Annotated in this window: 10 protein-coding genes; 1 reads left to right on the top strand and 9 read right to left on the bottom strand. The window is 67.3% G+C overall.

The genetic code is table 11. The features are described from left to right. Positions 1 to 142 precede the first annotated feature (142 nt). The 9 genes from fdhD to G7Y85_RS05020 all read right to left on the bottom strand — a co-directional run bounded on the left by fdhD (position 143) and on the right by G7Y85_RS05020 (position 10,825). Positions 143 to 919 (bottom strand): formate dehydrogenase accessory sulfurtransferase FdhD, encoded by a 777-nt coding sequence (fdhD, locus tag G7Y85_RS05060; protein ID WP_166252763.1) that lies wholly within the window; start codon positions 917 to 919, stop codon positions 143 to 145. Continuing rightward, positions 909 to 1,151 carry a hypothetical protein gene (locus tag G7Y85_RS05055; protein WP_166252760.1) on the bottom strand — a complete coding sequence of 81 codons (243 nt, stop codon included), beginning with the start codon at positions 1,149 to 1,151 and terminating at the stop codon, positions 909 to 911. The genes fdhD and G7Y85_RS05055 overlap by 11 nt, the downstream gene beginning before the upstream one ends. Further along, positions 1,148 to 3,397: an FdhF/YdeP family oxidoreductase gene (locus G7Y85_RS05050; RefSeq protein WP_166252757.1), complete on the bottom strand. Its 2,250-nt coding sequence runs from the start codon at positions 3,395 to 3,397 to the stop codon at positions 1,148 to 1,150. The genes G7Y85_RS05055 and G7Y85_RS05050 overlap by 4 nt, the downstream gene beginning before the upstream one ends. Positions 3,398 to 3,623: 226 nt before the next feature. Beyond that, entirely contained in the window at positions 3,624 to 3,908 is a 285-nt protein-coding gene (locus G7Y85_RS20425; protein WP_166252754.1) for a response regulator transcription factor, read from the bottom strand. A 5-nt stretch (positions 3,909 to 3,913) separates the two neighbouring features. After that, positions 3,914 to 4,156: a hypothetical protein gene (locus G7Y85_RS05040; RefSeq protein ID WP_166252751.1), complete on the bottom strand. Its 243-nt coding sequence runs from the start codon at positions 4,154 to 4,156 to the stop codon at positions 3,914 to 3,916. A gap of 195 nt (positions 4,157 to 4,351) precedes the next feature. Beyond that, on the bottom strand, positions 4,352 to 5,590 hold the full coding sequence (locus G7Y85_RS05035) for a metal-dependent hydrolase family protein (protein WP_166252748.1): 1,239 nt from the start codon (positions 5,588 to 5,590) through the stop codon (positions 4,352 to 4,354). 88 nt (positions 5,591 to 5,678) lie between these two features. Continuing rightward, positions 5,679 to 8,051 (bottom strand): S9 family peptidase, encoded by a 2,373-nt coding sequence (locus G7Y85_RS05030; protein WP_241696035.1) that lies wholly within the window; start codon positions 8,049 to 8,051, stop codon positions 5,679 to 5,681. A 48-nt stretch (positions 8,052 to 8,099) separates the two neighbouring features. Beyond that, positions 8,100 to 10,124 carry a prolyl oligopeptidase family serine peptidase gene (locus G7Y85_RS05025; RefSeq protein WP_166252741.1) on the bottom strand — a complete coding sequence of 675 codons (2,025 nt, stop codon included), beginning with the start codon at positions 10,122 to 10,124 and terminating at the stop codon, positions 8,100 to 8,102. A 38-nt stretch (positions 10,125 to 10,162) separates the two neighbouring features. Continuing rightward, positions 10,163 to 10,825 carry a TetR/AcrR family transcriptional regulator gene (locus G7Y85_RS05020; protein ID WP_166252738.1) on the bottom strand — a complete coding sequence of 221 codons (663 nt, stop codon included), beginning with the start codon at positions 10,823 to 10,825 and terminating at the stop codon, positions 10,163 to 10,165. A gap of 188 nt (positions 10,826 to 11,013) precedes the next feature. Between G7Y85_RS05020 and G7Y85_RS05015 the strand changes: the two genes are divergently transcribed. Then, the gene (locus tag G7Y85_RS05015) at positions 11,014 to 12,405 is read left to right on the top strand and encodes an MFS transporter (protein WP_166252734.1); all 1,392 of its coding nucleotides are present in this window, start codon (positions 11,014 to 11,016) and stop codon (positions 12,403 to 12,405) included. Positions 12,406 to 12,415: the final 10 nt, after the last annotated feature.

Here is a 12,415-nt window from a genome sequence, read left to right as displayed (position 1 = left end):
TGCACAAACGTATAATACAATACTGGCGAATCTCGGATCACGGAATTCGGGCTGCGGCGGCACCACGACCCGGCCGTCGCCGCGGACGATTCAGGCTCGCCGCTGCCCCGGCGTTCGCGCAGGCAGGCGTACGCGCTGCGCATCAGGGATGGCTGTAGACGGTCATGCGATTCCCGCGCGCGAAACCGATCAGGGTGATGCCGGCCTCTTCGGCAAAGCGCACCGCCAGCGCCGTTGGCGCCGACACGGCGGCGACCACCGGACAGTTGCGTTGTGCCGCCTTGTGTATGACTTCGTACGAAGCCCGCGACGTGACCAGCAGCGCGCGCGGCCGATCCCGGTGCATTGCCGCGGCGCCGAGCGCCTTGTCGACGGCATTGTGGCGGCCGACGTCTTCCCGGACCAGCATCGGTCCGTCGGACATGATCAGCGCCGCGGCGTGCAGGGCGCCACTGCGATCGTTCAGCGGCTGCGCCGCGATCAGGCGGGCAAAGGCGTCCGGCAGGCGTTCCGTGGCAATCGCCGCCGTCGATGTCACGCGACGGATCGGCCGCATCGCCGCTTCGAGCGTGGCGGCGCCGCAGAGGCCGCAGCCGGTACGACCGGTCAGGTTCCGCTCGCGGTCCCGCAGGCGGTCATAGCGTCGTTGCGGGATCAGCATTTGCAGCGAAATGCCGTGCGCGGTGTACAGACGGTCGACGATCTCGATTTCGCCGACATCATCGACGATCCCTTCGGCCAGCGTGAAGCCGTACGCGAAGTCGTCGAGATCGCCGGGCGTCGCCATCATCACGGCGTGCGAGCGGCCGTTGTAGACCAGGGCGATCGGCGTCTCGTCCGCCAGCGTCTCGTTGCGATCTTCGCGAATGCTGCGTTCGATGCGCGTCGCCTGCACGATTCTCAGCGGCTCATGTTTCATCGTCACGCTCCAGATGCGCGCGTCCGGCGGGCGTCAGGTAAAGCCGTTGCGGACTGTCGCCCCTGACCTCGATCAACGCAGCTGCTCCTGCCGCGCCATGGCCGCCCAGCGCGGTCAGCGCCCGCAGCAACTGGCTCTGACCGAGCCTGAGTTTCCTTGCCGCGCGAGGAAGCGAGGTGCCGTCGTCCGCGGCGATCAGCTGCAGCAGGCCTTGCAGATCGACCCCGCTCATGCCGCGTCACGGACGGACGGCCGCAGGCGTACGGGGATCGACTTGGAAGTCGGTGTGCGCGCCCGGTCGGCGTAGGAGTCCAGCGGCACCAGCGCATTGGTTTCCGGGTAGTAGGCACCGATGCAGCCAGCCGGAATGTCGTATTCGACGAGCTTGAAGCCGGGCGCGACACGTTCACCGTCGTGCCACACCGAGACGATGTCGACCCATTGTCCGTGCTGCAGCCCGAGCGTTTGCAGATCGCCGGCGCTGATGAAGCACACGCGACGCTCGCCCTTGATGCCGCGATAGCGATCGTGCAGGCCATAGATGGTGGTGTTGTACTGGTCGTGACTGCGCATCGTCATCAGCGTCAGCGGCGCAGCGGCCGGTGCCGCCGGTGGCGGCACCAGCGGATGGGCGTAGAACACGGCACGCCCGGCCGCGTTTTCCCAGCGTCGCTCGCGCGCCGGGTTGCCGAGATAGAAGCCGCCCGGCACCGCCAGCCGCTGGTTGAAGTCCTCGAAGCCCGGGATCACCTCGGCGATCTTGTCGCGTATGCGCCGGTAATCCTCGACCAGCCAGTACCAGCGCGTCCTGCTGTGCGGCAGGGTGGCCGCGGCCATGCCGGCGACGATCGCCGGTTCGGATCTCAGGCTGCCGGCGGCCGGCGCGTTCATGCCGGTCGAGACATGCACCATGCTCATCGAATCCTCGACCGTCATGCCCTGCGGCGCGCCGGCCTGGACATCGATTTCGGTGCGGCCGAGACAGGGCAGGATCAGCGACGCCCGACCGTGCACGAGATGCGAGCGGTTCAGCTTGGTCGAAATGTTGACGGTCAGCGCGCAGCGACGCAGCGCCTCGCCGGTCCGATCCCGATCCGGCGTGGCCGCCGCGAAGTTGCCGCCCATGCCGACGAAGACCTTGACCTCGCCTTTCAGCATGGCCTCGATGCTGCCGACGACATCATGGCCATGCGCGCGCGGCGGTTCGAAATCGAATGCCTTGCCGAGCCGCGCCAGGAACGCTTCGCCCGGCTGCTCGTAGATGCCCATCGTGCGGTCGCCCTGAACATTGGAGTGGCCACGCACCGGACAGGCGCCGGCGCCGGGCCTGCCGATGTTGCCTTTCAGCAGCAGGACATCGATCAGCGTCTGGATGGTCGCAACCGCGTGCTTGTGCTGAGTGATGCCCATGCCCCAGCAGAAGATCGTCGCCCCGGACGCCATGTAGACCGCAGCGGCTTCTTCGATCTCGCGGCGAGCCAGGCCGGACCCGCGCTCGATATCGGCCCAGGTCTGGGCCAGCACCATGGCGCGGAATGCCTCATAGCCCTGCGTATGGGCGGCGATGAACGCGGCATCGACATCGCCCGCCTCCAGCACGCAGCGTGCGATGCCGAGCAGCGCGGCGCGATCGCCGCCGAGTCGGGGCTGGTAGTAGTGCGAGGAGATTCGCGTCGAACCGCCGGTCGTCATTTCGAGCGCGGACTGCGGATGCGCGAAACGTTCCAGGCCGCGCTCGCGCAGCGGATTGAAGCTGACGATCCGGCAACCGCGTTTCGATGCCGCACGCAGCTCGCCGAGCATGCGCGGATGATTGGTGCCCGGATTCTGGCCGAAGATGAAAATGGCATCGGCGTGCAGGAAGTCCTCCAGCAGCACGGTGCCTTTGCCGATCCCGATCTGTTCGGTGAGCGCGACGCCGGACGGTTCGTGGCACATGTTCGAACAGTCGGGCAGGTTGTTCGTGCCGAACTCGCGAACGAACAGCTGATACAGGAACGCGGCTTCGTTGGACGTGCGTCCCGACGTGTAGAACGCGGCCTGGTTCGGATCGCTCAGTCCACGGAGATGCCGCGCGATCAGCGCGAATGCCTCGTCCCAGGCGATCGGCCGGTATCGATCTGACGGCGCGTCATAGACCATCGGCTCGGTCAGCCGGCCCTGCCCTTCCAGCGCGTAGTCGTCCATGGCGCCGAGCGCCTCGACCGTGTGTGCCTCAAAGAACTCGCGCGTCACGCGCCGCGCCGTGGCCTCTGCCGCCACCGCCTTCACGCCGTTTTCGCAGAATTCGAACGTCGAATGCGGATTGGCGTCCGGCCACGCGCAGCCCGGGCAGTCGAAGCCGTCGGGCTGGTTCGCCTTCAGCATGGTCAGCGAACCAAGCCCGACGATGCCCTGCTCCTTCACGTGCTTCAGCGAGCTGGCAAGCGCCGGCCATCCGCCGGCCGGTCCCTTGTACGGTCCATCCGCTTCGTCCATAGATCCTCCGTGCCCACGGTTCCGTCACTGTCACGGGATCGCGGCGTCCATGCTAACGGCTCCCGGACTTGCGCTCACGCCGGCCCAGCGAATCCGGCTGCTGCGGCGAACAGCTCCGCTACTACTATACATTCATGTATGGTAATGCGCGTGCCACGCCACGCTTCGCCGATGGTCGGGCCCGAGATCGGCCAATGAAGCCGGGCCGGCGATCGGAACGCCGGCTTCACGTCAGCCTCAGCCAGCCGGACAGAATGGCGTGGCGCTGCAGGGCAACGGCATTGCGCACGCCGAGCCTGGCGAACAACCGTCGGCGGTAGACATCGACGGTGCACATGGAGATGTGCAGCGCCGCGGCCATCTGCTTGCACGAACGGCCGCAGGCGACCAGATACAGCACCTGCATTTCGCGCGGCGTGAAGGCCGGGGCCGCGGGACCGGCGTCGGCGCCGCGCTCGCTGTCGAGCTCGGTGCGCGCGTCCAGGCACGTACAAGCCAGTCCGGTATCCACGGCGTTCAGGCCCGCTGCGGACGCGCCGCCGTTTGCGCGACGTTCTGCCGCGGCCCGGACTCGCGGTCGGCTCGCGATGTCGCCGGCCGCAGCGTCGCGAAGGTCGGCGCGACAGCGGCCTCGCAGGACGTTGCAGGGTCGCGGCGATCGAGTCCGCGGCCGCACATCGCCGCCGTCACGTCGGCAGGCGTGCCCGACGGCGCCGAGCCGCGAACCGCGAAGACAAATTCCTGTTCCGGCATGCTCATGACCTCTTCCGGCGCTGGCGCCTGGCCCGGCGGGCCGCGAAACGTCGCCGACCGGATTCGTGCTTTTATTATACAGTTCTGTATTTTACGGAGCAGACCGATTCGCGCGTGTACACCTCGTACACCCCCTTCCGCGTTGCTTGTGCTGCGGCAAGGCAGACTCGGCCACGGCGAGGTCGTCAGGTCTGGCCGGCCCTAGAGGCGATTGCGCACGAACTCGCCGCCTTTCATGATCATCGAGAAGTGCTCGTCGGGCCGCGCCATGACGTGAATGTCCCGCAGTGGATTGCGGTCGATGGCGATGAGGTCCGCATAGGCGCCCGGCTCGATGCTGCCGACCTGCCCGCGCTTCTGCATGATCTCGGCATTGACGCTGGTCGCCGAACGCAGCAGGTCGATCGGCTCGAAGATGTCGGCACGGAAGCTGAACTCCTCGTTCTGCATCGGATGAAAGCGCTCCTCGAACAGATCGGTGCCCATGCCGACCCGCGCGCCGGCGCGCTTCAGGAATTCCATCGAGCGGTAGGCGGCGGCGTGCGCGATCCTGATCTTCTCCAGGCTCTCGCCGAACACGCCCAGTTCGGGGCCATGGCGCATGATCTGTTCCTGCACGGCGATCGTCGGCACGGCATAGGCCTTGCCGTCGGCGGCCGCGATCAGTTTCGCCGTGTCCTCGGTGATCATCGTGCAGTGGTCGATCGAGCGGATGCCGGTCTTCAGACAGCGACGTGCGCCGTCATCGGTGTGGCAGTGTGCAACCACGTATTTGCGGCGCGTGCCGGCTTCGTGAACGGCGGCTTCGATTTCCTCGTCGGTGTACTGCGGCATCCAGATCGGATCGGTGGGCGACGCGACGCCACCGGAAATGAAGACCTTGATGTGGTCGGCGCCCTTGCGCAGCTCGTTGCGGCAGAACACGCGCACGTTCTCGACGCCGTCGACGATCTCGGCGAAGGTGCTGTTCGCGCTGCAGCCGCAGGGCCCGTCGAGCTGGTGCGCAGGTCGCATGTCGCCGTGGCCGCCGGTCTGCGACAGCGCCTTGCCGCCGTAGTACAGGCGCGGCCCTTCCATGAGGCCCTGGTGGATGGCGAGATGCAGGCCGATCTCGCCGCCGGCCGGATCGCGAACCGTGGTGTAGCCGCGATGCAGGGTTCCCTTCAGCAGGCGCGCGGCGTACGCGACCTTCAGGGGAAGGGTCATGTTGTCGATCAGATGCATGTTCAGCGAGATGCCGTAGACGTGGAAATGCACGTCGAGCAGACCCGGCATGACGAAGCGGCCGCCCATGTCGATCACGGTCGCGCCATCGATGCGTGCATCACCGGCCGCGATCTCGCGAATCCGGTCGTTCTCGATGACGATGCTGCCGCCTTCGATCAATACGTCGCTGCGACCGTCGAAGATCAGGCTGTTGCGCAGAATCTTGATACTCATGAACCGGCTCCGGTGATGCTGGGACCGGGCCGCCGTGCCGTTCGCCGGCTGCGGCCCCTGGTGATGACAACGAACGCAGTCGTACGCTCTACCACGCCGTCGCGCGATCGTCCGGCTCGGGCCGCTGCGGCAGGACGCTGAAGCGGAACTTCGCCGGCGGTGCCTTGCCGAGCAGATGACGGCAGAAATGATCCATGACCTTGCGGAAGGTGTAACGCGTGCGGATCACGGTCTGGTGGCTGCAGCCCGGCATCACGATCAGATCCATCGGCGCGTCGGCCTCCACGGCTGCCGCATACATCTGCATGATCGGCGGCAGCGGGCAGTTCTCGTCCAGCTCGCCGGCCATGACCAGCAGCGGACCCTTGAGCTTTCCGATCTGCTCGGTGGCATCCAGCGACGCGTAGTTCTGCGGCCGCGCCGTCGCACCGGGGCGCTCGCTGCGGCCGTCGCCGTAGTCCGGCGCGCCGTGCCAGCCGGTCCAGTGATAATCCGGATAGATGCCGTGCACGGTGCACATCGGCACACCGGACACGCCGACCGTGAAGACCTCCGGGAATTCCAGCATCGCGCGGATCACCGCAAAGCCGCCGTAGGAGCCGCCCTGGATGCCGACGCGACGCGTGTCGAGCCAGCGGTGGCGTTCGCCGAGTTGCGTGATGGCGGCGACGTAATCGTCCATGCCGATCAGATTCAGCCTGCCCTGCCCGGCCGTCGCGAACGCCCGGTTGCGGCTGGTCGTGCCGCGCGCATCGAGCGCGATCACCGCGCAGCCCAGCGCGGCAAAGGCAGCCGGCGAAATCCATTGCCCGGGACCGACGACAGCGCCCACGTACGTGCGCGGACAGGCCGCCATCAGCGGGCTGGCGTACTGGGCGACGATGACCGGCGCCCTGCCATCGGCCGGCAGCACCGCCGGCCGGTACAGCAGGCCGTGGATTTCGGTCTTGCCGTCGGCCGCGAGCGTGACGAATTCCTCCGGCGGCACATAACCGTCGGCGAGCAGCGCCGAGACATCGGCTTGCTCGATCAGCGTTTCGTGGCCGTCCGCGAGCCGCACGATGACGGTTTGCGGCGGCTGCGAAACCGTCGAGCGCGTGTACAGCAGATGCCGACCGCTCGGTGACAGCTGGCGAATGAACTCGGTGGTCTTCGAGATCGCCGACAGGCCGGGATTGATGTCGGCATCGACACCCGCCGGCGTCAGCCGCCGCAGGCCGCTGCCGTCCAGATTCACCGCGTACAGCGAGCGCAGATACGGATTGCCGCCCTCGCGACCGGAGGCCGTGAACAGCACGCGCCCGCTGCGCCGGTCGACGTCGATCAGATCACGCACCAGCCACGCGCCGCTGGTGATCGCATTGAGCAGCTGCCCGGTCCTGCCGTCGTAACGGTACAGATGGCCCCAGCCGGAGCGGTGGCTGTACCAGACCACCTGTTCGAGATCGCCGATGACATCGACCGCGACCGGGCTGTACGAAGTCGTGTTCAGCTCGACACGCGGCTCGTCGGTTTCCGCAACAACCACGCGCGCCGCACCGCTGGCCAGATCGATGTCGAGCAGCGATGCCGTCTTCTGATCGGCACCGAACATCACCGCCCAGGCGTGCGTGCAGTCCGGGCTCCACATCCATTTGCGCACGGCCTCCCAGTCCTGGTGCAGATGCAGCTGATCGTCCGGCAACTGCAGCGGCGTCAGTCGGCGGCTGGCCAGATCGAGACACAGCCAGCGTATGGTCGGCGTCGCCTCGCCCGTCAGCGGCATGCGCGGCAGATGCAGCTTCGGCCGGAAGCTGCCGTCGCGCGGCGCCGTTTCGACCATCGGATACGCTTCGACGTGGCGCTGATCGACGCGCCAGACGATCAGCTTGCTGCTGTCCGGCGCCCAGACGATGCCGGCCGCCTGATCCCTGGCGTCGACACGGCTGCGCGTGATGTAGCCGGCGCGGTAGTTGCCGTGATAGATCGCATAGCCGTCGTCCGGCGTGCCGTCGTGCGTGATCTGCTGCGGCGCACCGCCGGCCTGCGCCAGCCAGAGGTTGCCGTCGCGCTGGCCCAGCAACCACTTGCCGTCCGGCGACCGCGACGGTCCGTGTGCCGCTTCGACCTCGCCGAGCAGGCTCGGCTCGCCGCTGCCGTCCGACCAGCGATAGCGCCTGTGCTCGAACGTGAACTCGACGCGATCGAGCGTCACGCTCGTGACTTCGATGCCCAGCCTGCCGGCATCGGACGGATGACCGAGCGCGGTCAGCGACGCGGCCAGGCGACGATGATCGAAGGCCGCGCGGCGCGCGCCCGACACCGCATCGACGATCACCCATTCGTGTCCGTCGGCCTGATGCCGCCGGTACCAGCAGGCATCGGTGTTATCGATCCAGCGTGCGACCGGTGCCGTGTTTTTCAGCTTGCCGGCGGCCACCGGCGCCAGCAGCTTCTCGGCGCCGGCATAACGCTCCTGCATTCTCACGATGACATTCTTCCGCTGATTCCGATGGAAACGGCTGCTCGGCTACGGCGCCAGGCCGAGTTCGCCGATGAAGAAACCCAGCCAGTCGCTGCCTTGCGCGCGTTGCCCTTCGACATCCGCCGCGCCATGACCGACGCCTTCGCGCACGCGCATCAGAATCGGGTGCGAGCTCGTGTTTGCCGGCTGCATGCGCGCTGCCATCTTGCGCACATGCCAGGGCGGACAGCGCACGTCGCTCTTGCCGGCGTCGAGCAGGAGCGACGGATAGGCCGTGCCGTCCTTGATGTTGTGGTACGGACTCCAGGCCAGCAGCGCTTCCGACAGGTCCGGATCGTTCGGATCGCCGTAGTCCATGGTCGCACCCATCGTGATCGGGTCGCGTGCGCGCGCCAGTGCGTCGGTGATCGGGACCTGCGAGATGGCGGCACGGAACAGGTCCGGACGCTGCACGACCGCGGCGGCCGCCATCGCGCCACCATTGGAACCGCCGACCACGCCCAGCTGCGCGGCGGTGGTGATGCGCCGCGCTATCAGGTCTTCGGCGATCGCATAGACGTCGTTGAAGCTGTTCTGCTTGTTCAGCAAACGACCCTGATGCCACATCTCCGGGCCCAGTTCGCCGCCGCCGCGCAGGTGGCCGAGCACCAGCACGCCGCCGGCCTGCACCCAGGCCGCCAGCCAGGTGCCGACCCACGACGGCACCAGCGCCACCGCGAAGCCGCCGTAGCCGTAGATCGCCGTCGGCTGCGGCTGCGTCAGGTCGACATCGGCGCGGGCGATGACGTTGTACGGCACGCGTGCGCCGTCGGCGCTGATGGCCGAATGATCCTGGAACCGTGCGTCGATCTTCAGCAGCGGCCGGGTCAGCGCTTCCACTTCCAGCGTGTGGACATTGGCACGGTACAGCGCCGGCGACTGCGCCGCCGTCGAGAACGGAAACAGCACGTCGCCGCTGCTGCCCTTGGCGAACATGTCCAGCATGTTCGGGATCACGAAATTGATCGCGCTCATCGAGCCATGGCCGGGCATCCCGATCTCGCCCTTGAGCCGGCCCTCGGTGTCGAACACCCGCATGCGCGAGTAGCAGTCGACCAGATCGGCGAGCACCAGCAGGCCGTCGACCGCGAACAGCGTGCCGAGCACGTTTTCCGAGCCGGCGAGCAGCTCCGTCCAGGTGCTGCGATCGGTCGGCGTCGCCAGCGGAATCGAGACCAGCCGCCCGCAGGGCGCGCCCTCGTCGGTGACGGCGTAGTAGCGGTCACCGATGATCTCGCCGCGGAACAGGGCGGTCTCGCCCTTGAGGAAAGGGCGCCAGGCCTCGCCGGTGGTGTCGTCGCGAATGTAGTCCGGCCGCGGATTGAGATGATCGGCGATGATGAACAGATGCCTGCCGTCGCCGGCGCTCTTCGCCCAGGTCATCGGGTGGGTCATCTCGTAGGCCTCGGGTCGCGTCACCGGTGCCGCACCCAGCACCTGCCTGAACACCCTCATCTCTTCCATCGACACCGCAGGATCGATTGCGGTGTAGTAGAAGCCGCTGCTGTCCGCGGACCACACGGCGAAGAACGGGCGGATCTGGCGAACCGAGTCGACCAGCATCGTGCCGTTGTCGACATCGACCACGCGCAGCTCGGCGAGCTCGTTGCCGTCGACGCCGAGGCTGAACAGCAGCTTGCGTCCGTCCGGCGACGGCACAAAGCTGTCGGCGGCGAGCATGCGGCCGGCCGACATCTGATTGAGATCGACAATGCAGCGCCAGGGGCCATCGATCGAGTCGGCGACTTCGAGCACCTGCATTTTCCGATCGGACGGCGTGCGCCTCTGGAACCAGCGGCCGCCGCTGTAGCTCGGGAAATCCGCGCTGATGCGTGGCATCGCGTCGATCAGCGCTTCCGCACGCGCCCTGGCCGGTGTGTTGCGCAGCCAGTCCTGCGCCAGACGATCCTGCTCTGCCTCCCAGGCCAGGGCTTCCGCCGTTTCCTCCTCCAGCCACTGATAGTCGTCGGTGTAACGGACACGGCCATAACTGACGGCGGTCGGCTGGATCCGGGCGTGGGGATAGTTCATCGGCAAGCTCTTCCTCGTGAATGAATGGGCGGCTGCGCTCAGCGCCGTTTGCGTGGGGCCTGCTGCAGCGGCAGCAGACCGTCGATACAAAGCTTCAGCCAGCGGCGGTAGATCGCGGTGCCCGGAGCGGCGGCGAGCTTCGCGATTTGCGGCGCGAGCCCGCCGAGCTGCTCGGAGAACACCTGCGCCAGCACTGGCTGCAGTCCCGGCTTGCTCTGTCTCGCACCTTGCACGCCCCAGGCGTAGGCGAGATTGGCAACCACCGAGTAGATGGCCATTGCCTGCTCGAACTCGATGCCGGCGGCGACCATCACCTTCACGCACTGCGCGACGTGGCGGGCCACCACTTCCGCGCTGGCAGGGCCCAGGATCGTCGCCAGGTACGGGTGCTTGCGCATGATTTCCAGCCAGTCCAGCCCGAACCGCAGCAACTGCTCGCGCAGACCGGCCGCGCTGGAGTCGTCGAGCGGACGCATTCCGGACAGCAGCGCCGCCGCGACCTCGTCTTCGAGGTCCGCCAGATTCCTGAAATAGCGGCCGAGCGCGCCGACCGCGACGTCGAGTTCGCGCGCCACGGCGCGAAACGTGAGGGCCTCGGCGCCGTCGCGGTCCAGCATGCGGATCGCGCACTGGACGATCTCCCGACGGCTGGTACTGGGTCGCGGGCCGGGTCGCGGCGTTGCGGAAGCGGTGGTCGGCATTGATGCTCGGTCGGATTTAATTGAGGACACTGTCCTCTTTCAACATACATTGCTGTATTATTCGGATGACGTCAAGTAGGCTTGCGGACGGATAAGCGATTGCCGCGGCGGCCGGCCGATGTCGGCACGCAATCGCGGCCATGCCCGGCGCCATCCGCATGCGAGGTCTATCACGTGAGAGCCTGTCCATGAGTTCCAGCACCGCCGCACCGCTGCAACGCAGTCTGTTGATCGCCTTCACCCTGCCGACGCTGGTGCTCGGCGTGATGCACGGCCCCGAGGGACAGATCCAGGCGGTGTACGCCAAGCACGCCGGGCTTTCGCTGACCGCGCTGGCGGCGGCCATGCTGATCACCAAGATGTTCGACGCCGTCACCTACCCGCTCATCGGCTATTGGTCCGACCGCAGCCACGCACGCAGCGGCACGCGCCGCAGCTGGGTGATCGCCGGGGCGCTGCTGTCGATGGTCGGCGTCTGGTTCCTGCTGCGCCCGCCGTCCGGCGTCAGCGTGCTGTATTTCGGTCTGTGGACCGCGGTCACCTATGTCGGATGGAAGGTGATCGAAATCCCGCTGCAGGCCTGGAGCTACGGCCTGTCGGCGGACTATGCACAACGTGCCCGCGTGCAGGCCTGGCGCGGCCTGGCCATGCTCGCCGGCCAGCTGCTGTTCTTCGTGATCCCGTTTCTGGCGGTGCAGGCCGGCTATTCGGACAGCACCGAACTCGACTTCCGCAGCCTCGGATTCGCCGCCCTGATCTGCATCGTCGCCTTGCCGCTGGTGACCGTGATGCTGGTGTTGCGCGTGCCGACGGAGAAGCCCGGCCTGGCACCGGCGAAAGAGCGCTTCGGCGTGCGCGAAATTCTCGCCGCGGTGCGCGGCAACAAGCCGCTGCTGCGCCTGCTCGCCGCGTTTCTGCCGGTCAATGTGCTCGGCGGCCTGGCCGGCGGCGTGAGCTATCTGTACATGGACTCGTACCTGGGCCTCGGCAAGCAGTATCCGGCCATCATGCTGGTGGCCTTCGTGTCGACGATCCTCGGCGTGCCGTTCTGGACTGCGCTGTCGGCGCGCTGGGAACGGCACCGGGTGTGGGCCGTGTGTCTGGCCATCGGCGTGTTCGCCTGTGCGGCGCTGGCGCTGATCTCGCCCGGACCGCTGGCACTGCCGCTGAGTTCCGTGCTCTACACGACGCTGCTGTTCTGCCTGAGCGGCTCGGTGATCGTCTACACGATGACCGCCGACATCGTCGATTACGGTCTGCTCGAAACCGGCCGCGATCACGGCGGCCTCTACGCCTCGCTGTTCACCTTTCTGCAGAAATCACTGGGCGGCGTTTCGGCGGCGGCCGGCGTCGCGCTGGTCGGCGCGTCCGGATTCGATGCCGCCGCCGCGGTGCAGACCAGCAGCGGCATACTCGGCATCAAGCTGGTGAGCGCCGTCCTGCCCGCCATCGGCCTGCTCGGCGCCGCGGCGCTGATCTGGAACTATCCGCTGAACCGTGCGCGCATCGCCGGCATCCAGGCCGCCCTCGGCGACCGCAAGCACGACGCGGCAGACCTCGAAGCCGATCGGCAGGACTGATGCCGGAAGC

It is taken from the genome of Solimonas terrae (assembly GCF_011067135.1).
GTDB lineage: Bacteria > Pseudomonadota > Gammaproteobacteria > Nevskiales > Nevskiaceae > Solimonas > Solimonas terrae.
This window is presented reverse-complemented; position numbering and strand designations above follow the sequence as displayed.

Bases quoted from the DNA above. Each gene is read 5' to 3' on its own strand.
- fdhD (WP_166252763.1), bottom strand. From the start codon at position 919: ATGAAACATGAGCCGCTGAGAATCGTGCAGGCGACGCGCATCGAACGC.
- G7Y85_RS05055 (WP_166252760.1), bottom strand. From the start codon at position 1,151: ATGAGCGGGGTCGATCTGCAAGGCCTGCTGCAGCTGATCGCCGCGGAC.
- G7Y85_RS05050 (WP_166252757.1), bottom strand. From the start codon at position 3,397: ATGGACGAAGCGGATGGACCGTACAAGGGACCGGCCGGCGGATGGCCG.
- G7Y85_RS05040 (WP_166252751.1), bottom strand. From the start codon at position 4,156: ATGAGCATGCCGGAACAGGAATTTGTCTTCGCGGTTCGCGGCTCGGCG.
- G7Y85_RS05035 (WP_166252748.1), bottom strand. From the start codon at position 5,590: ATGAGTATCAAGATTCTGCGCAACAGCCTGATCTTCGACGGTCGCAGC.
- G7Y85_RS05030 (WP_241696035.1), bottom strand. From the start codon at position 8,051: ATGCAGGAGCGTTATGCCGGCGCCGAGAAGCTGCTGGCGCCGGTGGCC.
- G7Y85_RS05025 (WP_166252741.1), bottom strand. From the start codon at position 10,124: ATGAACTATCCCCACGCCCGGATCCAGCCGACCGCCGTCAGTTATGGC.
- G7Y85_RS05020 (WP_166252738.1), bottom strand. From the start codon at position 10,825: ATGCCGACCACCGCTTCCGCAACGCCGCGACCCGGCCCGCGACCCAGT.
- G7Y85_RS05015 (WP_166252734.1), top strand. From the start codon at position 11,014: ATGAGTTCCAGCACCGCCGCACCGCTGCAACGCAGTCTGTTGATCGCC.